At 73.6% G+C, this 23,971-nt stretch carries 19 protein-coding genes; 10 read left to right on the top strand and 9 right to left on the bottom strand.

The annotated features are described in order from the left end of the window. Nucleotides 1–329: 329 nt before the first annotated feature. On the top strand, nucleotides 330–2,150 hold the full coding sequence (locus tag ACFCZ1_RS35780; protein ID WP_376682479.1) for an ABC transporter ATP-binding protein: 1,821 nt from the start codon (nucleotides 330–332) through the stop codon (nucleotides 2,148–2,150). 31 nt (nucleotides 2,151–2,181) lie between these two features. On the opposite strand, the gene ACFCZ1_RS35775 is transcribed toward ACFCZ1_RS35780, so the two are convergent. Then, entirely contained in the window at nucleotides 2,182–2,940 is a 759-nt protein-coding gene (locus ACFCZ1_RS35775; RefSeq protein WP_376682470.1) for a DeoR/GlpR family DNA-binding transcription regulator, read from the bottom strand. Nucleotides 2,941–3,112: 172 nt separating this feature from the next. On the opposite strand from ACFCZ1_RS35775, the gene ACFCZ1_RS35770 reads away from it, so the two are divergent. From ACFCZ1_RS35770 to ACFCZ1_RS35755, 4 genes are all read left to right on the top strand, one after another. Continuing rightward, a complete protein-coding gene (locus ACFCZ1_RS35770) occupies nucleotides 3,113–4,411 on the top strand; it encodes a sugar MFS transporter (RefSeq protein ID WP_376682469.1) in 1,299 nt (432 codons plus the stop codon). Nucleotides 4,412–5,153: 742 nt separating this feature from the next. Next, complete coding sequence (locus ACFCZ1_RS35765) at nucleotides 5,154–6,374, top strand: hypothetical protein (protein ID WP_376682468.1); 1,221 nt, start codon at nucleotides 5,154–5,156, stop codon at nucleotides 6,372–6,374. 50 nt (nucleotides 6,375–6,424) lie between these two features. Next, nucleotides 6,425–8,533 carry a tetratricopeptide repeat protein gene (locus ACFCZ1_RS35760; protein WP_376682467.1) on the top strand — a complete coding sequence of 703 codons (2,109 nt, stop codon included), beginning with the start codon at nucleotides 6,425–6,427 and terminating at the stop codon, nucleotides 8,531–8,533. 5 nt (nucleotides 8,534–8,538) lie between these two features. Next, complete coding sequence (locus tag ACFCZ1_RS35755; protein WP_376682466.1) at nucleotides 8,539–9,051, top strand: flavin reductase family protein; 513 nt, start codon at nucleotides 8,539–8,541, stop codon at nucleotides 9,049–9,051. A 60-nt stretch (nucleotides 9,052–9,111) separates the two neighbouring features. On the opposite strand, the gene ACFCZ1_RS35750 is transcribed toward ACFCZ1_RS35755, so the two are convergent. Beyond that, nucleotides 9,112–9,981, bottom strand: a complete 870-nt coding sequence (locus ACFCZ1_RS35750) for a BTAD domain-containing putative transcriptional regulator (RefSeq protein ID WP_376682465.1) — start codon at nucleotides 9,979–9,981, stop codon at nucleotides 9,112–9,114. Nucleotides 9,982–10,395: 414 nt separating this feature from the next. On the opposite strand from ACFCZ1_RS35750, the gene ACFCZ1_RS35745 reads away from it, so the two are divergent. Beyond that, the gene (locus tag ACFCZ1_RS35745) at nucleotides 10,396–10,767 is read left to right on the top strand and encodes an STAS domain-containing protein (RefSeq protein ID WP_376682464.1); all 372 of its coding nucleotides are present in this window, start codon (nucleotides 10,396–10,398) and stop codon (nucleotides 10,765–10,767) included. Nucleotides 10,768–10,857: 90 nt separating this feature from the next. Further along, a complete protein-coding gene (locus tag ACFCZ1_RS35740) occupies nucleotides 10,858–11,337 on the top strand; it encodes an ATP-binding protein (RefSeq protein ID WP_376682463.1) in 480 nt (159 codons plus the stop codon). Here ACFCZ1_RS35740 and ACFCZ1_RS35735 read toward each other — a convergent pair. Further along, nucleotides 11,303–11,896, bottom strand: coding sequence for a hydrolase (locus ACFCZ1_RS35735; RefSeq protein WP_376682462.1), 594 nt, complete (start codon nucleotides 11,894–11,896; stop codon nucleotides 11,303–11,305). The genes ACFCZ1_RS35740 and ACFCZ1_RS35735 overlap by 35 nt on opposite strands. 54 nt (nucleotides 11,897–11,950) lie before the next feature. Here ACFCZ1_RS35735 and ACFCZ1_RS35730 point away from each other — a divergent pair, with 54 nt between their 5' ends. Both ACFCZ1_RS35730 and ACFCZ1_RS35725 read left to right on the top strand, forming a co-directional pair. Further along, the gene (locus tag ACFCZ1_RS35730) at nucleotides 11,951–12,514 is read left to right on the top strand and encodes a DUF6434 domain-containing protein (RefSeq protein WP_376682461.1); all 564 of its coding nucleotides are present in this window, start codon (nucleotides 11,951–11,953) and stop codon (nucleotides 12,512–12,514) included. Nucleotides 12,515–12,782: 268 nt separating this feature from the next. Beyond that, the gene (locus ACFCZ1_RS35725; RefSeq protein WP_376682460.1) at nucleotides 12,783–13,826 is read left to right on the top strand and encodes an enoyl-CoA hydratase/isomerase family protein; all 1,044 of its coding nucleotides are present in this window, start codon (nucleotides 12,783–12,785) and stop codon (nucleotides 13,824–13,826) included. Between the two features lie 626 nt (nucleotides 13,827–14,452). Here the strand turns inward: ACFCZ1_RS35725 and ACFCZ1_RS35720 are convergent. Continuing rightward, the gene (locus tag ACFCZ1_RS35720; RefSeq protein ID WP_376682459.1) at nucleotides 14,453–15,376 is read right to left on the bottom strand and encodes an SDR family oxidoreductase; all 924 of its coding nucleotides are present in this window, start codon (nucleotides 15,374–15,376) and stop codon (nucleotides 14,453–14,455) included. A 323-nt stretch (nucleotides 15,377–15,699) separates the two neighbouring features. Between ACFCZ1_RS35720 and ACFCZ1_RS35715 the strand changes: the two genes are divergently transcribed. Further along, nucleotides 15,700–16,965 carry a cytochrome P450 gene (locus ACFCZ1_RS35715; RefSeq protein ID WP_376682458.1) on the top strand — a complete coding sequence of 422 codons (1,266 nt, stop codon included), beginning with the start codon at nucleotides 15,700–15,702 and terminating at the stop codon, nucleotides 16,963–16,965. Between the two features lie 51 nt (nucleotides 16,966–17,016). On the opposite strand, the gene ACFCZ1_RS35710 is transcribed toward ACFCZ1_RS35715, so the two are convergent. The 5 genes from ACFCZ1_RS35710 to ACFCZ1_RS35690 form a co-directional block, all read right to left on the bottom strand. Continuing rightward, entirely contained in the window at nucleotides 17,017–18,192 is a 1,176-nt protein-coding gene (locus tag ACFCZ1_RS35710) for a serine hydrolase domain-containing protein (protein ID WP_376682457.1), read from the bottom strand. Between the two features lie 154 nt (nucleotides 18,193–18,346). Beyond that, on the bottom strand, nucleotides 18,347–19,636 hold the full coding sequence (locus tag ACFCZ1_RS35705) for an MFS transporter (protein ID WP_376682456.1): 1,290 nt from the start codon (nucleotides 19,634–19,636) through the stop codon (nucleotides 18,347–18,349). 102 nt (nucleotides 19,637–19,738) lie between these two features. Then, on the bottom strand, nucleotides 19,739–21,331 hold the full coding sequence (locus ACFCZ1_RS35700; RefSeq protein ID WP_376682455.1) for a molybdopterin-dependent oxidoreductase: 1,593 nt from the start codon (nucleotides 21,329–21,331) through the stop codon (nucleotides 19,739–19,741). Between the two features lie 28 nt (nucleotides 21,332–21,359). Continuing rightward, a complete protein-coding gene (locus ACFCZ1_RS35695) occupies nucleotides 21,360–21,578 on the bottom strand; it encodes a hypothetical protein (RefSeq protein WP_376682454.1) in 219 nt (72 codons plus the stop codon). 133 nt (nucleotides 21,579–21,711) lie between these two features. Then, on the bottom strand, nucleotides 21,712–23,971 hold a 2,260-nt coding region (locus tag ACFCZ1_RS35690), incomplete at its 5' end, for an alpha-N-acetylglucosaminidase (protein ID WP_376682453.1).

The following is a 23,971-nucleotide window of genomic DNA, read 5'->3' as shown; positions in this document are numbered from 1 at the left end:
CTCCGTTCGGCATCGGGCCCCGGGCCTGCCTCGGCCCGCAGCTCGCTCCGTTCGGCATCGGGCCCCGGGCCCGCCTCGGCCCGCAGTTCACCCCCCGGGAGCCGACCGTCCTCCTCGAACACCTACTGCCCGCCCCCGCGCCCCCCTCTTCCGCTCCACCCCGGCCACGGCCGCCTACGGCATCACCGTCCGCCCCTGCGGCCCGACGCCCGCCCCCCGGGCCGACTCGGGGCCGGTCGGTTCCGGCGGAGGAAAACACTTGGACCGCGCGAGCGCCGTTGCGGGACACTCCGGTTTCCGACGCGATGGTCCGACAAGGCAGGGTTGGTATGGGATCGCCCGAATCGCAGAAAAGTTCACCGCGCAGGGGTTCGGTGCTCCTCGCGCTCCGTTACTACGCACGGGAGTTGGGTCGACGGCGCCGGCTGACGGCGCCCGCGATGCTGCTCCCGGCGGTGGGGAACATCGGCATCAACTACGTCGCGCCGCTGGTCGTCGCGAAGCTCGTGGGCCGGATCGCCGAGGACACCGGCACCCGCACCGGCATCGGCTGGGCGCTGCCCTACGTCCTCGGCTTCGCCGGAGTCCTGCTGCTCGCGGAGACGCTGTGGCGCATCGGACTGCACTGCCTGAACCGCCTGGACGCCCTCGGTGTCGAGCACCTGTACGTGATCGGCATGGACGAGCTGTTCGCCAAGGACGCCGCGTTCTTCCACGACAACTTCGCCGGTTCGCTGACCAAGCGGGTCCTGAGCTTCGCCTCACGCTTCGAGGAGTTCGTCGACACGCTGACGTTCTCGGTCGTCGGCAGCCTGGTGCCGCTGGTGTTCGGGTCGGTGGTGCTGTGGAGTTACGAACCGCTGCTCGTGCTGGGGCTCTTGGCGATGATCGCGGTCACGGGGCTGTGCACGGCGCCCCTGATCCGTCGCCGCCAGGCGCTCGTCGACCAGCGGGAGGAGGCGATCGCCCGGGTTTCGGGCCACGTCGCCGACAGCCTGATGAACATGGACACGGTCCGGGCGTTCGCCGCCGAGGAGCGCGAGGCCGCCGAACACCGGTCGCGGGTCGCGGAGTCGCGCCGCCTCATGCTGCGCTCGTGGGACTACGGCAACCTGCGGATCGACACGCTGGTCGCGCCGATGTCCGTTCTGACGAACGCGCTGGGCCTGCTGGTCGCCGTCGCGCTCGCCGGGGGAGGGCACGGCGTGGAGGCGGTCGTCGTCGCCTTCACCTACTACTCCAACGCGACGCGGATCATGTTCGAGTTCAACCAGATCTACCGCCGTCTGGAGAGCTCGATGACGGAGGCGGCACAGTTCACCGAACTGCTGCTGAATCCGCCGACCGTGCTCGACCCGGTGCGCCCGGAACCGCTTTCGCCGCAGGCCGCCGACGTGCGCTTCGACCGGGTGGACTTCGCCCACGCGGGCGCTGAGCCGCTCTTCCAGGGCCTCGACCTGACGGTGCCCAGCGGGGCGAAGATCGGTCTGGTCGGCCGGTCCGGCGGGGGCAAGACCACGCTCAGCCGGCTGCTGCTGCGGATGACGGACATCGACGGCGGCCGGATCCTGATCGGGGGCCAGGACATCAGCAGGCTGCGCCAGGCCGATCTGCGCAGTCTGATCGCCTATGTGCCGCAGGATCCGGCGATGTTCCACCGCACGCTGCGGGACAACATCGCCTTCGCCCGGCCGGACGCCACCGAAGCCGAGATCCGCCGCGCGGCCGAGGCGGCACACGTCACGGAGTTCGCCGACGCGCTGCCCGACGGTTTCGACACCATGGTGGGCGAACGCGGGGTGAAGCTGTCCGGCGGGCAGCGCCAGCGGGTCGCCCTCGCCAGGGCGATCCTGCGCGACGCACCGATCCTGCTGCTCGACGAGGCGACCAGCGCCCTGGACTCCGAGAGCGAGCTCCTCGTCCAGGAGGCGCTGTGGCGGCTCATGGAGGGGCGGACGGCGCTGGTGGTGGCGCACCGGCTGAGCACGGTCGCCACCATGGACCGGCTCGTCGTCCTCGACCGCGGACGCATCGTCGAGCAGGGCACGCACCAGGAACTGCTCGCCGCGGAGGGTGCCTACGCGAAGCTGTGGCAGCACCAGTCGGGCGGCTTCCTGGACGACACCCCCGCGGGGGCCGACCTGCACTGACCCCGGCCCGGCGGCCGTGCGGCCGCCGGGCTCAGCCGTCCGCGGGGTGGACCACCTCCACGCCCCGCGCCCGGAGTTCCTCCACCACCGGCGAGTCCTCCGGGGCGTCGGTGACGATGAGCGCGATCTGCTCCATCGTGCAGATGCGTCCCAGCGCCGCGCGGCCGAGCTTGTCGGCGGTCGCGACCAGGACCACCCGCTGGGCTGCCGCCACGGCGGCCCGCTTCACCTGTACGTCGTCCAGGTTGTACGCGGTGGCGCCCTGGACCGGGTCGACGCCGCAGCACCCCAGGATGAAGGTGTCGAAGCACAGGTCCTGGAACGTCTGGACGGGTGTGCGGCCGTAGAAGGAGAGCTCTTCGGGGCGCACCTGGCCGCCGGGCAGTACGAGCTGGATGCCCGGCTGCCCGGAGAGCGTGAAGGCGGCGTGCAGGGACAGCGGTGTGACGGTGAACTTCCGGCCGGCCATCGCCCGGGCGACCGCCACGGCCGTCGTGCCGGTGTCCAGGGCGACGGTCTCGCCGTCGGTGAGCAGCTTCACCACCGTCGCCGCGAGGCGCTCCTTGGCCTGCGCGCCGGACATGGCGCGGATCGCGTAGGGCGGCTCGACCCCGCCCGGCAGGTTGCTCACCGCGCCGCCCCGCACCCGGCGCAGGGCCCCGCGGGACTCCAGTACCTCCAGGTCCCGGCGGATGGTCATCTCCGACGCACCGGTGGCCGCGGCCAGCTCCGCGACGCTCGCGCGGTTCTCCTTCATGAGCAGCGCGACCACGAACCTGTGTCTCTCCATCACGTTCATGTGTCTGCTTTTAGCACAGACGGGGAGCTCCCGGCGGCTCTTGCGCACATCGAGCCTGTGGTATCGAACATCAAATGTGAGTAGAGTGCGCCGCTGTATGTGATTCATGCGCTCTAATGAACATGATCAATGTTCATTCGATCAGGCGACGATGAGGAGAGCGATGTCCGCCACCCCAGGGGCCGACCCGTCGGAGAAGGCCGCCCCGCTGCTCAGCACCGTCGCGATCATCGCCTCGTGCGCCGCCTTCGTGGTGATCGGTGCGCTGCAGGCCCTGTACGGCCCCGCGATCCCGGCGTTGCGGGACGAGTTCGGCATCGGCCCCGCCGTGGCCGGGCTCAGTCTCAGCGCCCACTTCGCCGGCGCGCTGCTGGGTGTGCTGATCTACCACGTGCTGCGGGGGCGGCTCGGCAACCGCACGCTGCTCGGCGGCTCCTACCTGCTCATGGCCGCGGGTGCGGCGGTCTTCGCGTTCTCGCCGAGCTGGATCCTGGCGCTGACCGGCACCCTGGTCATCGGGCTGGGCTTCGGCGGCATCGACTACGGACTCAACCAGCTCTTCGCCGTCGGGTTCGGCCGCCGCAGCACCGCGATGCTGAACCTGCTCAACGGCCACTTCGGGGTGGGCGCGATCGCCGGTCCCGCCCTCGTCGGCCGGCTTGGCGCGGAGAGCTATCCGGAGATCTTCGCGGGCGCCGGCGTCGTCTGCCTCCTCATCCTGCCCACCCTCGGCGGTGTGGCCGCCCGCGAGCCGGAGCCCGCCGGGGCGGAGGCCGGCCGGGCGGGCGGAGCGCGCGTCCTGCCCGTCATCGCCGCGTTCGTCGGCGTCTACGTCCTGCACGTGGCCATCGAGACGGGCGTCGGCGGCTGGGAGCCCACCCACCTGGAGGCTGTCGGTTACGGCGCCGCCACCGCCGCCACCGCGACCTCCGCGTACTGGGCGGCGATGACCATCGGCCGGTTCGTCATCGTCCCCCTGAGCCTGCGCTGGTCCGCGCCGTCCATCCTGACCGTCTGCTGCGCGGGCATGGCCGGCTTCCTGCTCCTCGCGACCGTCCCGGCCCTCGCCCCGTACGCGTACTTCGGCGTCGGACTGATGATCGCGCCCATCTTTCCCACCTGCCTGCCCTGGCTGAACCGGGCCGTACCGACCGTCGCCGCGGCCGGGGCGTACGTGATCGCCGCCTCGATGATCGGCGGGGTGGCCTTCCCGCCGCTGCTGGGCGTCGTGATCGACACGATGGACGTACGGGCGGCGCCGCTGGTGCTGTTCGTGCTCGCCGCCGTCTGCGCCGTCCTCGGCATGTGGCTGCGCAGGAACGCCCCCGACCCGGAGGCCGCCCCCGGCGCGGCCGTCGCCGCAGGCCCGGTCGCCGGTCCCGCCCCCGGTCCCGCCCCCGGGGCCGACTCGCGCTCCGCGGCCCGTCCGGACGTGGCGCCGACCCGAGGAGCCGGGGGATGAGAGCCGAGAGAGCCGTCCACCGAGGTGTTCGGCTCCATCGCGCGCCTGCGGTCGCCCGCGTCCCCGGCCGTGCCGGAGCGCACGGCCGGGGACGACGGTGAGCGGTTCCGGGCGGCGTACGGGGCCCGGCGCATCCCGTACGGCCGCGCGGACGCGTCCGGTCCCGCCTGCTGGAAGGGCGCCGGCGAGGTCCTGGGCGTCCCGCTCGACGAGCGCCCGACCGGCCGGGCTCATCGCGGCCGGCGCGGCGGGCCGGAGCGAGGCCGACCGGGGCCGCGTGGACCTGCCGGCCGCCCCGGCCCCGCCGTCCACCGCACCCGTCGCCCTCACCCGGGCCGGCGAACAGGCCGGCGACTGCGCGTCGCGGCCTCCTGAGAACGCGGGCGGCGGGACAGCGCACCTGACAGCGCGCCTCCCGCCGTCCGCCCCCCGCTGCTTGCCCCTCCCGGGCCCGTCCAGCCGTGTGAAGGGAATTTGGCGGACGTATGGAGAAGCTTTGGAGCCCCTCTCCAGGATGGGTGCACAGCCCCCGATCCTGCGAAGGAGGTGCACAGATGAAGAAGATCCAGATTCGTAAGGCCGGCCCCGTCCGCCTCACGTCTTCCGCTTGTTCGGTCTACCCGAACCCCGCCTGACCTCGCATCAGGTGAGTCCGGCATCGGGCCCCCGCCGCGGCCGGGGCCCGATGCCACCCGGGCGAGCGCGAAGAGCCGGGGAGAGCAGGCAGAGAGGGAGCAGCGCCATGGCGGACCCAGACCTCCGCAGTTCCGACGACGCGCCGCTGGCGCTCCACCCGCTGGTCTACCTGGAGGACGGCGGTGAGGTCACCATCGGCCGTCAGGACACCGACTCCTACGCGATCTTCCCGCCGGACGGCGCGGAGCTGGTACGGCGCCTGCAGGAGGGGGCCACACCCGCGCAGGCCGCCGACTGGTACGAGGCCGAGTACGGAGAGCGCGCCGACGTCGCGGACGTCGTCGAGGCCCTGCACGAACTCGGCTTCGTCCGCGCGGAGGACGAGGAACCGGCCGCGGCGGAGCCGGTGCGCTGGCAGCGGCTCGGACGGGCCCTGTTCTCGCCGGCCGCCTGGGTCTGCTACGGCGCGGTCACGGCCTGGGCGGGCTTGCGCATGCTGCTGGAGCCCGATCTCGTACCGACCGCGCGGGACCTGCTGTTCAGCGACTACTACGCGGTGATCAACGTGGTCCTGCTGATCGTCGCCGTGCCGCTGATCGCCGTCCACGAACTGTTCCACGCACTGGCCGGCCGCCGCCTCGGCATCCACTCCCGGACCCGGATGTCGTACCGCTTCTACTTCCTCGTGGTCGAGACGTCATTGGACGGCCTGGTCGCGGTGGAGCGCCGCAAGCGCTACCTGCCGATCCTGGCCGGGATGGTCGCCGACGTCGTGCTGATCAGCCTGCTGATCACGGTGGCCGACGCCATGGGACCGGGCGGCGGGGCGGCGCTCGTCGGCCGGGTGTGCCTGGCCGTGGCGTTCGCCGCGGTCATCCGGCTGCTCTGGCAGTTCTTCCTCTATCTGCGCACCGACGTCTACGTGCTGATCACCACCGCCCTCGGCTGCGTGGACCTGCACACCACGTCCGTACGCCTGCTCCGCAACCGGTTCAACCGGCTGCTCGGGCGGACCCGCCTGCTGGTGGACGAGGACGCGTGGCACCCCGTGGACCGGCGGGCGGCGCGCTGGTACTCCTGGCTGATCCTCGTCGGGTACACGATCAGCCTGAGCACCTTCCTGCTGGGTCTCGGCCCGGTCTTCCTGCAGATGATCACCGCCTCGCTCGACCGCTTCGGCGCGGGCCACCGGGCGGACTGGGTCCTCCTGCTCGACTCCTCGGTCTTCCTGCTGCTGACCTTCGCCCAGGTGGGCCTCGCCCTCTGGATCGCCGTCAGGGAACGCCTGCGCGGCCGGCGGTCCCGGCTCGACCACGTCATCGCCTGAGGGAACGCCCCGACGGGACTCCCGACGGCCACTCTGTGAAAGGCAGGCCCATGAGCGGCCACTACTGGATCTCCGCCCCGCAGCGCGCGGAGCGTGACCGGCTGCGGGCCGGCCTCGAACTGCCTCCCCTCCTCGCGGCCGTGGACGCGCACCGGCGGCTGCGCGGCCCGTACACCGCCGCCGGCACCCTGCTGCGGGCCGTGGCCCCGGAAGCGCTCCGCCGCCGGCCCGCCCTCGCCGACCGCCACTACATCGAACTCCAGGAGAGCACTCCGGAGCTGAAACCCCTGGTGCCGGCGGTCACCCGCGCCCTGGAGCAGCAGTCGGCGGCACCCGGCGAGGTGAGCCGCTACCCCGCACGACTGCACTCGCTGCGGGTCTCGCACGGCCTGGTCGACTTCCTGCTCACCGCGCTGGCCGATACCGGCGACGGGCCGCGGACCCTGATCGTGGAGAACGTCCAGCACGCCGACGCCACCGACCAGGAGTTCCTGGCGGCCGCCCTGCGAAGGATCCCCGCCGCACTGCTCACCATCGTGGTGTGCACCGGCACCGAGGAACCGGTCGATCCGCCGGGCACGCTGTCCGTGTCGCTGCCCGCCGCACTCGGTGCGTACACGACAAGGATCACCGGCGCGGTCCCCGCTCCGGCACCCGTACCCGACGCCCTGACCGGTCCCGCGGCGGCCCGGCGATACGTGGACGCCGACGGTGTCGACGACGACCCCGGCCCGCTCGCCGCGTACGAGAGGCTGGCCCCCGCCGAGCGGGCCGCGCTGCACGACCGCCGGGCGGCGGAACTGGCGGAGCGGGCGGAAGCGGGCGAGTCCTCGCTCAGGCTCGGCGCCCTGCCGTACCACCTCATGCGCGGCGGCGACCCCGGCGGCGCGGGACTGGACGCCCTGCGGTGGGCCCTGGGCCGGTGCAAGTACCTGGGCTTTTACCACGCGGCCGCCGAACTGGGCGAGGCGGGCCGACGGGCGGTGGACCCGGCGGAACGCCCCGACCTCTGGTGGATCTTCATCCGGGAGACCGGGGTGTGCCTGGCGGCCGCCGGCCGCCCCGACGAGTCGGCGGTCCTCCAGGAGGAGGCGCGGACGGCCACCATCGACCCCGCGCACCACATGAAGCTCGCCTACGAGATCGGGATGCTCTACGCCCGCCACTACCCGGAGGAGCGCCGGGACGAGCGCAAGGCCCGCGCCTGGGTCAACCAGGCCATCGCCATCGCGGACCTGCTGCCCGACCCCAAGGAGCGTGCCTTCTACTCGGTGTTCAACCGTAACGGCCTCGCCCTGGTGGAGGTCCGGGCCAAGCGGCCCGACGAGGCGCTCCGGCTGCTCGACGAGGGCATGGAGAGGCTGGACCGGGAACTCGGCCTCGGCGAGCGGACCTGGCACCGGGTCGGGCTGCGCTACAACCGGGCCCAGGTCAACGGCATGAGCGGCCGGCTGGAGGCCGCCCTGGAGGACTACGCCGAGATCATGGACGCGGACAACGACTTCGCCGACCATTACTTCAACCGGGGCAACATCCTGCGCAAACTGGGCCGCACCGAAGAGGCCATCGCCGACTACGAGACGGCGCTCGCCCTCGAACCCCCCTTCCCCGAGGCGTACTACAACCGGGGCGACGCCCGGATGGAGCTGGGCGACGCCCGGGGCGCGCTCGGCGACTTCGACCGCACCCTGGAGCTCGACCCCGGGCACATCGAGGCGCTGCTCGGCCGCGCCGGGGTGCTGGACGACCTCGGCGAGACGCAGGCGGCGCTGGAGAGCGCGACCGCCGGACTCGCGCTGGCCCCCGACCACCCGCACCTGCTGTGTCTGCAAGGGCGCCTGCTGGCCGAGGCCGGGCGGCCGGCGGAAGCGGCCCGCGCCGTCGAGGCCGCGCTGCGCAGCGATCCCGAGCTCGCCGAGGCCTGGGCCGTGCGGGCCGAACTCGCCTACGCCGCCGGTGACCTGGCCGCCGCGGCGACGGACTTCGACCGTGCGGTGGAGCTCGCCGACCGGCCCGAGTTCCGCTTCAACCGCGCCGTGGTCCACGAGGCCGCGGGCCGCTTCACCGAGGCGGCGGCGGACTTCGACGCCGTGTTCGCCGCCACCGAGGACCCCGACGCGCTCAGCCACCGGGACTCCTGCCTGCTCGCGGCCGGGTAGCGCGGATGAGCCTGCGGCAGGACCGGGCCCCACAGGGCCGGAGCGAGTCGGCGGGGCTGTTCACCGAGGCGATGTCCCGCCTGGTGTCCGGGGTCGCCGTGGTGTCCGCACGGCGGGCCGACGGCCGGCCGTGCGGTCTGCTGGTGTCCTCGGTCTGCTCGTACAGCGTGCGGCCGCCCTCCGTGCTGGTGGCGCTCGCCCGGAGCTCGCGGACCTGCCGCGAGCTGGACCCGCGCCCGGGTACGGCCTTCGGGGTGCATCTGCTCGGCGCCGGGGACACCGACCTCGCCGCGGTCTTCGCCGGCGGCGCGGAGGACAAGCTCACCGGTGTCCGGTGGAGCTGGGACGACCGCGTGCCCCGGCTCCTCGGCGTGCCCGTGTACCTGAACTGCCGGGCCGGGGCGGTGTTTCCCCACGGCGACCACGTGATCCTCGTGGGCGAGGTGGGGGAGTGCGTCCTGGGCGAGGGCGAGCCGCTGGTGTACTTCCGGCGCAGGCTCGACTGGCGGCTGGGCTGACGCGAGCCGCTAGGGGGTGTCCGGCGGACCCGGGCCCGGCCGTGATCCGCCGGACACCCCCTAACCCCGGCGGCACCGCTCGTGCCCGGCGTTCGCGGGCCGCCCGCCGCCCAGCAGCGTGTGCTGCGCCGTCCGGAGCGCGGGACCGGGCTCGATGCCCATGTTCTCCACGACCGCGCGCCGCGCGCGGGTGTACGCGTCCAGCGCCTCGGCCCGGCGACCGGTATCGGCCAGCGCGAGCATCAGCTGCTCGTGGAACGCCTCGCGCAGCGGATGGCGGGCGCAGAGCTCCTCCAGCTCGCCGACCACCTCGCGGGCCCGGCCCTGACAGGTGTCCGCGCCGATCCGGTCGTGGATCAGCGCCAGGCGTTCCTCCTCCAGCCGGACGCCGTAGTGCGCGGGGAGTCCCGCCTGGCCCAGGTCACCCAGCGGGGACCCGCGCCACATGGCCAGCGCGTCCCGGAACGCCTCTCCCGCGGCCCGGCAGTCCCCGGAGGCCAGCAGGCCCCGGCCGAGCACGGCCGCCTTGCGGAAGCCGTCGAGGTCCAGCTCTCCCGGACCGACCCGCAGCATGTATCCGGAACCGGCCGTACGCAGCAAGGGGTGCTGCCGGGCGTCCCGGCCGCCCTGGCTGTGCCCGGGGTCCAGCGTGCGGCGCAGCCCCGACACGTACATCTGCAAGGCCGCCACCGCGGATCTGGGCGGCCGTCCGTCCCAGAGCTCGTCGACCAGCGTGTCCACGGAGAAGGTCTTGTTCGCGTGCAGCAGCAGGAGGGCGAGCAGGGCCCGGCGCTTGAGCGCCGTGGGGGTGCACGGGCGCCCCGCGAGATGTACTTCGACCGGGCCCAGGATCAGGTACCTGGGACGGTTCGCGTCAGCAGCGTGCCGGACACCGTAGGCCGTCGTGGATCTCGCCCGTTTGGCTAACACCGAGTGCCACCCCATGTCGTGTCGGCGCCCCAGGGCGCCAGTCCTGTCGGTCGACGTGCGAGCCGGAGTCCCCCCGGGTACGCACGTCATGGATACGGGTCATCGGAGCGCGTGTCACCAGCCGGAACAGGCCAATCGGGGACCGACGGACCGAATCCGGCCGCCACGCGACGCCCCCCGGGGACGCCGTGCGTCAGGGGCCGTCGGCCGATCGGGGGAGGCGTGGTCGGCGCGCGTCGCACTTCCTCCGCCCGGCGACCTCCGCCACCTCCGCCGCCGTCTACTGGACCGTGCCGGGGGCTCGGCCGGCCCGCGTCACGGTCCGTGCCCCCCGCTTCCCGGATCCCGCGCGGCGGAGGCGTATCCCCGTCGCTTCTGGGAAGGTGCAGGAACAGGACGGAAGGGTGATGCCGGATGATTCCGGGAGCGGACAACGAACGCTTCAGCGTCGCGGTGCAGACCGTGGACGGAGCCGTCGTCCTGGAGCTGTCGGGGGAGCTGGACCACGACACGGCGCAGCCCCTGCGGGAGGCCCTCGACGCGGCGGTCACCCAGGGTGGCCGGCTGGTCGTGGACCTGTCAGGGCTGGGATTTTGTGATTCCACCGGGCTGAACGTGCTGCTGCACAGCCGGCTCTCGGCCCAGGAGGCCGGCGGCAGCCTGGAACTGACCGGTCTGCGCGGGTCGGTCGCCCGGATGTTCCACATCACCGGCGCGGAAGGGGTCTTCCCCGTACACGCCGATGTGGCGGAAGCTCTGGGCGGAACGAGCGGTCCGCCCGGCTAGCCCGGCCGAGCCGTCCGCGCGGCACGAGGCCGCGCGGAGTGGGCGTGCCCTGGCCGCGCCACGTCACATCGACACGGAGGAGTCTGCGTCATGGAGGAACGGGGGTCACCTGACCGGACCTGGTACCTGGTACTGGACGGGGCCACCGATGTCGTGACGCGCAGCCGGGATTTCGCGCGTCGGGCGCTGGCCGCCTGGCACTGGCTCCCGGCCGCCACGCAGGAGGCGCGGGACACGGCCGAGGACGTACTCCTGCTCGTGTCCGAGGTGGTGGCCAACGCCTGCCTGCACGGCGGCGGCCCGAACGCGCTGCTGCTGGACTGCGACGAGGACCGGCTGCGGATCGAGGTGACCGACGGGAGCCCGGCGCCGCCGGTCCCCCTGCCCGCGCGTTCGCCCTCGCAGGCGGGCCAGCCCGGCGGGCACGGGCTGCTGATCGTGGACCGGCTGGCGCGCAGCTGGGGCTCCCAGCCGAAGCCCGACGGCAAATGCGTCTGGCTGGAAGTGGCAGCCCCGGCGGCTGCCAGGCATCCGGTCAGCGGTCCCGTGGGGGATCCAGGGCCGCGATGACCTCGTCGGCGGCGCTGACCTTGCCGATGCGCGGGAAGATCTTGCCGAAGCTGTGCGCGTGGGAGTCGGAGTCCGTGTCGGCGGTCGCGTCCTCCACGAACACCAGGTCGTAGCTGAGCTCCCAGGCCGTCCGCGCGGTGGACTCGACTCCGACGCTGGTGGAGATGCCCGCCAGGACGATGTGGTGGATGCCACGCCGGCGCAGCTGGAGGTCCAGCTCGGTGCCGGTGAAGGCGCCCCAGTGGCGCTTGGTGACGACCACGTCGGCGAGGGCGGCGAGGGCGGCCGGGATCTCGGAGAACGCGGCGGGCGGCGCGGTGGCCGGACCCGGACGGTCGACGTTGGCGGTGGGCAGGTCGCCGCCGTCGGGCGACCACGCCACCTTGACGAGGACCACGGGCAGCCTGCGCGCACGGAACGCCTCGGCGAGCGCGATCCCCTTCTTGAGGATCTCGGCGGCGGGCCGGGTGATCGGAAGGTCCAGGATGCCCCTCTGCAGGTCGATCAGGACCAGGGCGGTGTCCTCACCGAGGGCGAGGCGGGTCGGGTCAGCGGTCATTTTCCCGACATTATTGGACATTCAGCCAAAGTCGCAAGGCTCTAATATGGGAACATGAGTACGAATATCGGGGAGTCCAGGCCGGCCTTGACCCCGGCCCTGACCGGGGCGGAGCTGGCCCGCTGGTACTGGACGCTGGCCGAGCTGAGCGGGCTGGCGCGCGAGATGGGCCTGTCGGCCGGGGGCGGGAAGGCCGCCGTCACGGCCCGGCTGGCCGCCGCGCTCGACGGTCTGCCGCCCGGACCCGCTCCGGCCCCGGCCCGCGCCGCCCGAGGGGGCGGCCGCCAGCTCGCCGCTCCCGTCGACCGCGCGACCGTGATCCCCCGCGGGCAGCGGTGCAGCCAAGTGCTCCGGGAGTTCTTCGTCCGGGAGATCGGACCCGGATTCCACTTCGACGCCTTCATGCGGGAGTACGTGGCCCAGGGCTCGGGCCGCACCCTCGCCGACGCCGTCGCCCACTGGCACGCCACCCGCGCACGGGCCGCCGAACCGCAGGAGGTCGCCGCCCAGTTCGAGTTCAACCGCTTCCTGCGCGACTGGCACGCACGCCACCCCGACGGCGCCCGCGCCCAAGCCCTGGCCGCCTGGCGGGCCCACCGGGCCCGCCCCCGCGACTGATGCACTCCCGCGCGGCACGGGCGACGACCGCCGGGAAGCCGAGGCCGCCGAACGGCTCCCCGGCCCGCTCCCCGGTCGGCTCCCCGGCCCGTTCCCCGGCCGGCTGTTCTGGGCCGAGCCGGGCACGACCCTTCCGCAGTCCCTCCCGCAGCGGCGCACCCGGCTGTGGCCGCACCAGGCGCCGCGGCGTCTTCCGCGAGGCCCTCGGGCAGACGCCCGGCGCCTACCGGCGGCGGCCGTAGCGCAGGAGCACTCCATACTGGCCGGTGTGAAGACCGAAGACGACACCGTGCTGTTCGATATCGAGGGCGGGACCGGGGTGGTCACCCTCAACCGTCCCAAGGCCCTCAACGCCCTCACCCATCCCATGGTGCTGCGGATCGACGAGGCCCTCACCGGCTGGGCGCAGGACCCCGCCGTCCACCAGGTCCTGATCCGGGGCGCCGGGGAGCGCGGCCTGTGCGCGGGCGGGGACATCCGGGCCATCCACGACGACGCCAAGGCCGGGAACACCGCCTCCGCGGACTTCTGGCGCGACGAGTACCGCCTCAACGCCCGCATCGCCCGCTACCCGAAGCCGTACATCGCGCTGATGGACGGCATCGTGATGGGCGGCGGCGTCGGCGTCTCCGCCCACGGCAGCGTCCGTGTCGTCACCGAGCGCTCCCGCGTCGCCATGCCCGAGACCGGCATCGGCTTCGTCCCCGACGTCGGCGGGACCTGGCTGCTCGGCCGCGCACCCGGCCGGCTCGGCATCCATCTCGCCCTCACCGGCGCTGCCGTGGGCGCCGCCGACGCGCTGCTGTGCGGGCTCGCCGACCACTTCGTCCCCGCCGCGCGGCTCACCGATCTGACCGCCGGGCTCGCCGCGGCCCCCGCCCCCGAGGTGCTGCCCCGGTACGCCGCCGCGCCCCCGCCCGGTGACCTCCCCGACCGGCGGGCCTGGATCGACCACTGCTACGCCGCGGACACCGTCGAGGAGATCGTGGACCGGCTGCTGGGCCAGGGCGAGCCGGCCGCCAAGGAGGCCGCCGAGACGATCCTGGCCAAGTCCCCGACCGCGCTGAAGGTCACCCTCGCCGCCGTGCGGCGGGCGGCTGCCCTCGACTCGCTGGAGCGGGTGCTGGTCCAGGAGTTCCGGGTCTCCTGCAACGCCCTGTCCGCCCCCGACCTGGTGGAGGGCATCCGGGCCCAGGTCGTCGACAAGGACCGCAGGCCGCGCTGGTCGCCGCCCGCCCTCGCGGCCGTGGCCGACGCGGACGTGGAGCGGTTCTTCGCCCCGCTCCCCGGGGGCGACCTCACCTTCGGCTGAGCCGGGGCGCGCCGGGCGGCGTCGGGCCGACACGGCCCACGCGCCGACGTACCCCCCGCAGGTGCCGGGCGGTCGGCGTGCGCCGCCACCGTTCGCCGGTGGTGTCGCGGGTCGGTCCAGCAGCGCGGGGAGCGTGGCCGACGTGGACGCCGAGCCCCGGCCCGAGCCGCCGGCGCTCGCCGCCCGAGGGCGCGCTGGCCGGCCGGCCGAGCCGCCGATACCCGAGCCGCACGCCTTGGCGAGCCGGCCCGGGATCTGCTGCGCCCGCGAGGACCGGCGGTTCGTCCTCGACGGCGCCGTGTACGACGGCAGTCTCCGAGCCATGGGACCCCGACTCGACCCGGCGCCGTTCGCGCAGGACACGTACGCGGCAGAAGTACGCGCCCTCGCCGCCGCATTGCCGGCGGCGGCGAACGGTTCCCTGCCGTCGGTCGCGGTGGTGGGCGTGGGCCTGCCGGACGGGGGCGGATGGGCGGCCGTCGAGCGAACCCGGCCCGGGCCGACGGGGGTTGTCGCGCCTGCGGCCCGGAGCGGGCGCCGGACGCGTCCTCCGGGCGGCCGGGCGCGAGGCCGGGACCGACGCGGCGGACCTGGCGTACGCCCGGGCGGCCCAGCGGTGCAGCGGCCTAACGGTAGCCGGTGGCGTCCGCCGGGCGGCCGGGGTCCTGGACCTCGACCATGTACCGCCAGGCGTCCGGGCGGCTGCCGTCGAGATCCGTGAACCCGTAGACGCGGGCGAGCTGCCCGCTGGAGAGGGACTGACCGTTCCAGCGCGCCACGTCCGGGTCCGCGGCGAGCGCCGCGACCGCGCGGCCCACGTACGACGGGGTCTCGGAGATGCAGAAGTGCGGGACCGTCGCCAGCGCGTCCCGCCAGTTCTCCTCCGCCACACCGAAGGTGTCGAGCATCATCTCCGAGCGCAGCCAGCCCGGCGTCAGCGCCACCGCCGTCGCCCCGCGCGGGCCCAGCTCGTGTCCGAGCGCGAACGCCATGCGCAGGACCGAGGACTTGGCGATGTCGTAGAAGAACGACACCCGGTAGCGGCTCGCGTTGTACTCGGTCGTGCCGTCCGTCATCTCCACGACCAGCCCGCCCGGCTCGCGCAGCAGCAGCGGCAGCGCGAAGTGGCTGGTGACGGCATGGGTCTCCACCGCCAGCCGCATCAGCCGCAGCCCCTTGTCCAGATCGTGCTCCCAGACCGTGCTGTCCCACTCGAAGAGCAGCTCCCCGCCCCAGATGTCGTTGACCAGGACGTCGAGGCGGCCCTGCTCGCCGTCGATCCGCCCGACCAGGGCCTCGACCTCGTCCGGAACCAGGTGGTCGGCCACCACCGGGATCCCCCGCCCGCCCGCGGCCGTCACCAGCTCGGCGGTCTCCTCGATCGTCTCGGGCCGGCCGTACTCCGACGGCTTCCCGCGGGTGCTGCGCCCCGACACGTACACGGTGGCGCCCCGCGCGCCCAGCTGGACCGCGATGCCCCGGCCCGCGCCCCGCGTCGCCCCGGCCACGAGGGCGACCTTGCCGTCGAGTGTGTGCTGTGATTCCGCCATGGCCCGACCCTAAGGCGCCGCCCCCTTCCCGGGGCAGCCCGGACACGGCGACCGCCGCCGGTTCGCCTACGCCGACGGCAGGCACGACGCCGAGTCCCTGCCCGCCGACCCCGTCACCGGACGGCTCCACGTCGCGGGCGAAGTCGTCGGCGCGGCCGGGCGGTCGTACCGGGCGCCGCTCCCGCGGGTGACCGGGCACGTCAACACGGCGCCTGCGCGCTGACCGTCAACCGGTTCGGAGACGGTGCGGGGCGGGCTTGTACAACCCGCCCTCCAAGCCGCACTGTTGACCGAGTCTCGTTCATCAGGTCAGGAGAGCCGGCTTGTCGTCCCACATTTCTTCCGCCCCGCACGCCTCGGACACCCCGCACGTGATCGACCCGGCCGGTGGCTGCCCGCACGCCCTGAACGCCCGGCTGCGCGCCCAGGGCGCCGTGGCGGAGGTCGTACTGCCGGGCGCGGTGCCCGGCGCGGTCGTCCTCGGGCACGACGCGCTGAAGGAGTTCCTCGCCCACCCCGACGTCGCCAAGGACGCGCGGCACTTCCCGTCCCTGCACGACGGCACGATCCCCGCGGACTGGCCGCTGCGGGTCTTCGCCAACGCCCAGGGCATGCACACCGCCGACGACGCCGACCACCGCCGCCTCCGCTCGCTGGTCGGCAAGGCCTTCACGGCCCGCCAGGTCGAACGGCTGCGGCCGCGCGTCGAGGAGCTGACCGCGGGACTCCTCGACGACCTCGGCCGCGCCGCGGCCGGATCCCCGGACGGGGTCGCCGACCTGTACGCGCACTTCGCGCTCCCGCTCCCGATGAACGTCATCTGCGAGCTGCTCGGCGTGGACCCCGCGCACCGGGGCCGGCTGCACCACCTGACCAACACGGTGATCATCGCGACCGACATCACCCCGGCCGAGAAGATGGCCGCCCTCCAGGAGCTCGTCGCCCTCATCGGCACGATCGCGGCAGCCCGGCGGGAGACGCCCGGGGAGGACCTGACCAGCGGCCTGATCGCCGCCCGCGAGGACGACGGCGACCGGCTCAGCGAGGCCGAACTCATAGGCACCATGCGCCTGATGCTCGTCGCGGGCCACGAGACCACCCTCAACCTCATCACCAACGCCGTCCGCGCCCTGTGCGCACACCGCGATCAGCTCGCCCTCGTCCTGGAGGGCAAGGCCGGCTGGTCGGACGTGGTGGACGAGACCCTGCGCTGGGACGGCCCGGTGAGCTGGTTCCCCTTCCGCTATCCCACGCGCGACCTGACCGTCGGCGGCACCGTGATCCCGCAGGGCACCCCGGTACTCGCCGGATACACCGCGGCCGGCCGCGACGAGGCCTTCCACGGCCCGGACGCCGACCGTTTCGACATCACGCGCCCCACGGCCGCCCGTCACCTCTCCTTCGGCCACGGCGCGCACTACTGCATGGGCGCCCCGCTCGCCCGGCTGGAGGCCACCATCGCGCTGGAGCGGCTCTTCACCCGTTTCCCCGACCTCGACCTCGCGGTCCCCGAGGCCGAACTTCCCCACCAGCGCAGCTTCATCAGCAACAACCTCCAGTCGCTGCCGGTCCGTCTGGTCCGGCAGTAGGACCCGGGACCCGCCGCCCGCCGGGACCGCGTCATCCGGGCGGGCGGTCCGTCACCCCAGGTTCACGGGCCGCTCGGGGGCCATGTGGTTGGCGATCGCCTCCAGGACGTTCGAGCTGGCGTTCTGGACGGTGCTGCCGAGGCCCTGGGTGGCAACCGTCGCGATGGCGATCTTTTTGGACGGCAGGTAGGCGACCGTTCCCGCGTAGCCGGCGAAGGACGGGTTCTGGAGGATCCAGGTGTTCTGCACGGGCAGGCCCAGGGCGAACCAGGCGTTTCCCTCGATCTTGACGACGGGGGTGAGCTGGACCTTGTGCGACGCGGGCGTCAGCAGTCTTCCCTCTCCGATCGCCGCGAAGGACTTCGCCATGTCCTCCAGCGTGCCGGTCATCACCGCGCCCTCGGCCACCGTCCAGGACGGGTTCCAGTAGGTCGCGTCCTCGAACACGCCCCGCTCGTTGTCGAAGCCGTGGAGCACCGGCGCGGGGATCCCGGCTTTGGACGAGATGGCGGTGTGGGTCAGGCCCATCGGCTCCAGGACGTCCTCGCGCATCACCTCCGCCAGAGGCTTCCGGTTCACCCTGGAAATGATGTCGCCGAGGAGCACCCAGTTGGCGTGCGAGTAGGCGAAGCCCGAACCGGGGGGCCGCACCAGGGGCTTGGAGACCGCGATCCGCACGCGTTCCTCCCCCGTCCAGTACTGGAAGGGGTCCTTGTAGAGCTCGGCGATGAAGGTCTTGTCCGTGACGTAGTCCGCGTACCCGGAGGAGGCGGAGGCCAACATCTTCAGCGTGATCTCGTCCGCGTGCGGAAGGTCCGGGCGCCAGCGGGAGAGCTTGTCGTCGAGCGTGACCTTGCCCTCGTCGACCAGCTTGAGCAGCGCGGTCGTCATGTAGGGGATCGCGACCGAGCCGATGCGAAAACGCATGTCCGCGGTCGCGGGGTAGCCCGTCATCGTCTCCCCTGCCGCGGCGGACGAGACCCGTTCGCCGTCGACCCACACCTCGGCCATCGCCGCGGTCAGTTTGTACTTCTTGAGCGCGTCGGCCACCTGCTGCCTGGTGAAGTCCGCGGTATCGGCCGGAATGCAGGTGCCGCCCCGGGACACCTGGCCGGCCGGGCACTGCTTCGCGGCGCTCTCGGCCCTGCTGAGGGCGCAGCCACCTGCCAGCGCGGCGCCCAGGAGGAGGTGCACACACGTGAGGGTGAAGGTCTTGGAACTGCGCACGGTGGTGGCTCCATGCAGGTCGAAGGCGAAGTTTCCCCATCTGGCGATCGCGGGCCTCGTCTCGCAGGCTAACCGGGGGTGTGGCCCGCCGCCCTCCGGAAGCGTTCCGGGAGTGACGGCCGGCACCCGGCGCCGTGACCGGCGACAGCGCCGGCTACTGGTCGGCCTCCAGCAGCGGGGATTCGCCTCGCGGACGTCGTGCGGAAGCCTCCGTACCCGGTTTCCCGGGGCGCGTTCGCCCGGCCCATGCGGCCACCGGAGGTCCCGCCGTGCCCAGGCCCGCGAAGAATGCGCCGAGGAGCAGCCAGCCCGTGTGTCCGAACGCGAGGACCACCCCGGTCAGGATCAAGGGGGCGAGGGCCTGGCCCGCGGCGAAGCCGATACCGAAGAGGCCCTGATACTGCCCTTGGGCGTGATCGGGTGCGAGACCGAAGCCGAGCGCGAAGCCGGCGGACGACTCCCACACCTCTCCGACGCTGTGGATGCACACGGCGAGGACGGCGAGCGCCGGCGCGACCCACGCGGGAACATCAGCTGTCAGTGCCATCAACGGACAGCTGACGAGGAACAGGAGCCCGGCGAGGCGGAAGGCGCGGCCGCCCTGTCGTGGGGTTTCCACCTTGGAGCCGAGTCTGCTCTGGAGCAGCACGCAGACGCCGCTGTTGATCGCGTAGACCGCTGCCACGGTCCAGCGCGGTGCGTCGGTGTGGGTGGTGAGCCAGATCGGCAGCAGCAGGGAGACGGTCTGGTACTGCAGGCCCATGGCACTGTAGAGCGCTACGAAGGCCACGTACGGCCGGTCGGCCAGGACGGACCACTGACGGTGCTCCTCGGGCCGGGGCAGGGGCCGGTAGTTCGGGACGCCCAGGAACGCGATCAGTCCCGCGCAGGCGAAGCTGGCGGCGTTTGCCAGGATCAGCCCGGTGTAGGCGGGGCGGGTGTCGATCTGGATGGCGAAGGCCGCGCCCAGGGTGCCCACGACGACGCCGAGATTGACGAAGGTCCGGAGCCTGGCCCGGAAGGCGGCGGGCTGCTCACCGCCGACTCTTGCGATGAGTGCACCGCCCGCGGCGCCGCCTGCCGTGGCAGCCAGCCGGTCGAGCGTGGCGACGAGCGTGAACGCCAGCCAGCTGTCGATGAAGACGAAAGCCGCCATGGTGGCGGCCTGCAGGGCGAGGGACGTCAGCCAGATCGCGCGCGGCCCGTACCGGTCTGCCAGATTCCCCGCCGGTATGCCGGCCGCCAGGCCGCTGAGGCCGGCGATCGTCAGACCCGCCCCTACCTGTGTGGCGGGCAGGTGCACCACGAACGTGAAGTAGAGGATGGCAGCGGTGTTGAAGAGACCGTTGCCCACCCTGCTGACGAAACTGGCGGTGATCAGAGCCCGCTGCGGACCGGAATCCGGCCCGCTGGGTACCCGTTGTCCTAACCCGCTCTTGATCATGTGGATCAGGCTAACAGCGACCCTTCACGGCGTCCGCCGGCCCGCCTCCCCGCGGATACCTCACGCCCCGGGGCGCGTAAGTCGTCAGGAACGGGCCGGTGTTCACACCGCCGGCCCCACGCGCACCGTCACCGCGTGCCAGCCGGTCGCCCCGTCGGGCAGCGTCCCGGTGCGTTCCCCCGTCTGGGGGGTGCCGGTGCCGTCCGTGGCGCGGACCTCCAGGGTGTGCCGTCCGGCGGTCGCCTGCCACGGCCACACCCACTGGCGCCAGGTGTCGGCGCCGTCGGAGGCACCCAGCCGCGCCTCGTGCCAGGGGCCGCCGTCCACACGCACCTCGACCCGCGTGATCCCCCGGTGCTGCGCCCACGCCACCCCGGCGACCGCGACCGGGCCGGGCACGAGGATCGCGGACGGGCGCGGGGTGTCGATCCGCGACTGCGTCTTGACCGGGCCCATCGCCGCCCAGGACCGGCGCACCCAATACGCGTCGTACGCGGCGAAGGTGGTCAGGCGCAGCTCGCTCAGCCATTTGCAGGCGGAGACGTATCCGTACAGGCCCGGTACGACCATCCGGACCGGGAATCCGTGCGCGAAGGGCAGCGGCTCGCCGTTCATCCCGACGGCCAGCAGCGCGTCCCGCCCGTCCATGACGGTCTCGACGGGCGTGCCGAGCGTCATGCCGTCCACCGACCGCGACACCAGCTGATCGGCCGGTCCGCCCTGGGACGGCGGCCGCACGCCGGCCTCGCGGAGCAGGTCCGCGAGGCGGACGCCGAGCCAGCGCGCGTTGCCCGCGTACGGGCCCCCGACCTCGTTGGACACACAGCAGAGGGTGATGTCGTGCTCGACCAGAGGACGGGCGAGCAACTCCCGCAGGCCGAGGGTGAGGGGCTGGGTGACCCCCTCCCCGTGGATGCGCAGCCGCCAGGTGTCCGCGTCCACGCGCGGTACGACCAGGGCGGTGTCCACGCGGTAGAAGTCCTGGTTGGGGGTGATGAAGGGGGAGAGGCCGGGTACCCGGAGACCGGCTCCGGCGGGGACCGGCGGCGCGGGCACGGCGGGCCGGGGGAGACGGAAGCGGGCCCGGGAGGCCGTCGCTCCGGCGGAGCCGTAGGCGCCGAGGCGCCGCCCGACCAGGCCGGCCGCGGCGGAGACCGCGAGGGTGACGGCGACCAGCCGCCCGAAGCCGCGGCGGTCCATCGCCCAGGCGCCGCCGGGCGGAGTCCCGGCAGGCCGGGGCCTTTTCACCGCCGTGACCAGCAGGTACAGCACTCCGGCCGCAGCCGCCCCGCCCACCAGCGACGGCAGCGCGTCCCGCCAGGACGCGGCAGGACGGCCGAGCGCGGCCGCCGCCCCGAGCAGCCCGAAGCCGGCGGCGACGGCCATACCGGCGGGGAGGTGGCGGACGGCGAGCATCCCGGCCCCGGCGGCGACCACGCCCAGCACGGCGACGATGCCGAGCGTCAGCACCAGCTTGTCGGCGGTGCCGAACTCCCGGATCGCCCACTCCTTGACGGCCGCCGGCGTCCGGTCGACCACGGCCGCGCCGACCGCCGTCACCGGGGAGGACTCGGGCCGCACGGCGGCCGCGGCCAGCTCGGCCAAGGCCAGTCCCGCGGCCGCGGCCACCAGTCCGCTGACCGCGCCGGCGAACATCCTCCGCCGGCGCCCCGGGTCTGCCTTCGCACGGTCCATTCGGGTTCACCGTTCTGTCCTTTTGCCGTCACCCCACCGTAGGTCGGCTCCCCGCGTCGCCGCCCGTGGCCGGGCCGTCGTCCGCCTCGGGGATCCGGGCGCGCGGCACCACGCCGTCGTCCACGGTCCGGTCCTCCCGGACGTCCTCGCCCCAGCCGTGATCCGGCATCGCCCGCCGCTTGCGGAGCTCCACCACCCCCTCGGCGAGCTGTAGGGCCGGGGTCTGCTCCTGTTCGGTCTCGGACATGCCCCGATCCTTTACGGACCGGCCCCGTCCGGGGGAGTGCCCGGTGTGCGCTCCCCCGGACGGGAAGGGAAATTCCCCCGGCAGAGTGATGAAGACCCGATAAGGCGATCATCACCCCGCTCGGAGGTGTACGTCAGTTCGCCGCCGTGGCCGCCGCCGGCAGGGACGCGGCGATCCCGGCCGCCAGGGCGTGCGGGTCCCCGCTCGGCCGGACCGGATGCCGGGTGGTGCGACGGGCCCATTCCTCCTCGAAGGCGTGCCAGTCGATCGCGCGCGGCGCGGCCCGCCGGACCAGCGCCTCCTCCAGCGAGTCGAAATAGGCGTCCCACCTGCGGGCGTACAACTCCGAGACCAGCCCGCTCCACTCACGGTTCGCGTAGTCGTGCAGGAAGCCGCCCTCACTGGTGGCGCGCAGGCCCCACACGCTGAGGATCGAGCGGGCGTCGTACTCGTACCGGTCCTGCTCGGCCCGGTCGGCTCCCGCGGAGCGGGCCCGTTCGAGCCAGCGTCCGAGCAGGAAGTTCGGGTCGCAGCCGGTGACCGCGTCCAGCTTCCGCTCGCCGTCCCGCCACTCGTCGGTCAGGTCACGGAAGAGGGCCAGGTTCCCGGCCTCGTACGCCGCCTTGATCTGCGGCAACAGCACCCGGGAGTGGTTGGCGAGAGCCTGCCGGGCGGTGTCGACGAGGTCGAACCGGTAGGCGCTGGAGGTGCGCAGCCGCGGATCCACCCTGAGCAGGTGGTCCAGTGCCCGGCGGACCGAACCGGCCTGGTAGCGCACGGACTTGGGACTCCAGTACGCCGCCCCCGCCGCGGTCAGGCTCGGCCGGGCGGTGAACAGGCTGTCCTGCGACTCCGACCACAGCCCCGACGAGGTGCTGTACGGCCCCTTGCGCAGCTCCTCCCACGCCGCCGCCGCCTCGGCGTCCGGCCGGCCGTAGCGGCGGGCCGCGAAGCCGGCGAACCACCGGCGCTGGTCGACCGGCTCGGGCTCCCAGGCCAGATCGGTGAACAGGTCGAAGGCGGCCGGATTGGTGCCGGTCGCCTCCGGCAGGTAGGCGATCCCGGCGAGCGCGCTGTTGCCCTTGGCGCGCCACGGCCCGAACCGCTCGATCCACACGGAGGTGTTCGCCCCGATGGTGGTGTGTCCGCCGAAGTTGTAGATGGTGCCCATCGCGTAGGGAGCGCCGCCCCAGCGGGACTCGCGGTCCAGCCGGTTGTACCGGTCCGACAGGCCGTCCAGGATCAGCAGTTTCGAGGTGTCCACCCCGGACAGGAGTTCGGCCGTCGGGTCGTCCTGCCACCCCAGCACCGCCCACAGCGCGCCCGGGTGGGCGGCGTGCAGGGCGGCCTGGATGGCCCCGGCGGCCGACTTCACGTCCACCGAGCCGGTCCGGCCGCCCTCGTGCAGCGGGCTCATCCGGTACATCGTGCTGTCGCCGAACACCGCCCGCTGCTCCGCGTAGTACGCGGCGGCCAGCTTCCCGAACGCGGGCGAGGCGGGGTCCAGCCAGTCCGGCCGGTCGAAGCCCGCCCAGTCGCCCTGCGGCACGGTGGCCGCGTCCGGGTTGCGGGCGGCGAACCCGGGCGGCACCGTGCCGAAGTAACCGGGCAGCACCGGGGTCATGCCGAGCCCGCGCAGCTGGTCCGCGATCCGGCCGCCCAGCTCGGCGCGCTCGCGCAGCAGCCGCTCCGAGACCGGGCCGCCGAAGCCGCTGAGGTTCTGCAGCAGCCACCAGCTCTGGTGGCCGGGGCCGGGGATCCACCGGCGCAGTTCCCCGGCGGAGTAGCCGAAGCCCTGGAGCGCCCGGTAGTACGGGTACTCGGCGCCCACCTGCACGAACACCTCGTTGATGCCGTGCAGGGCGAGCAGGTCGATCTGCCGCTGGTGCTCCTCGAAGGAGCGGTAGGGGCCGGAGTACCCGTCGTCGGTGTCGTTGAGCGCGTACCGGTGCGGTACGAGGGCGTTGCGGCTGACGGGCGCGGGGACCCCCGGAAGCTGGGCGGGGAGCATGCCGATGCTGTCGCCGGGCCAGCCGATGTCGGCTCCGGCGACGTGCTGGAGGTACCAGCCGACGCCGGTGAGCAGGGTGGCTCCGGTGCTGCCGCGCACGGTGACCGCGCCCGGGGTGCCGGAGACCGTGAAGGTGTCGGCGGCGGCCGTGGTGTCGGGCACGAGGGTGAACTGCCCGGCGTGGCGCGGCAGCAGGCGCCCCAGGGCGGCCCGCGCGGGCGCGACGTCGAAGGTCCGGGGGCGCGGCGCGGCCGGCTGCGGGGCGCCGCGTGCGGGGAGCCGTACGGGGAGCCGTACGGGATGGGCGGCACGGCCGGGCCCGGCCGCGTGCGCGCCTGCCCGCGCGTCGCCCCGTGCCTCGGCCCGTGCGGGCGCCCCCGCC

Source organism: Streptomyces sp. NPDC056224, from assembly GCF_042267665.1.
GTDB lineage: Bacteria > Actinomycetota > Actinomycetes > Streptomycetales > Streptomycetaceae > Streptomyces.
This window is presented reverse-complemented; position numbering and strand designations above follow the sequence as displayed.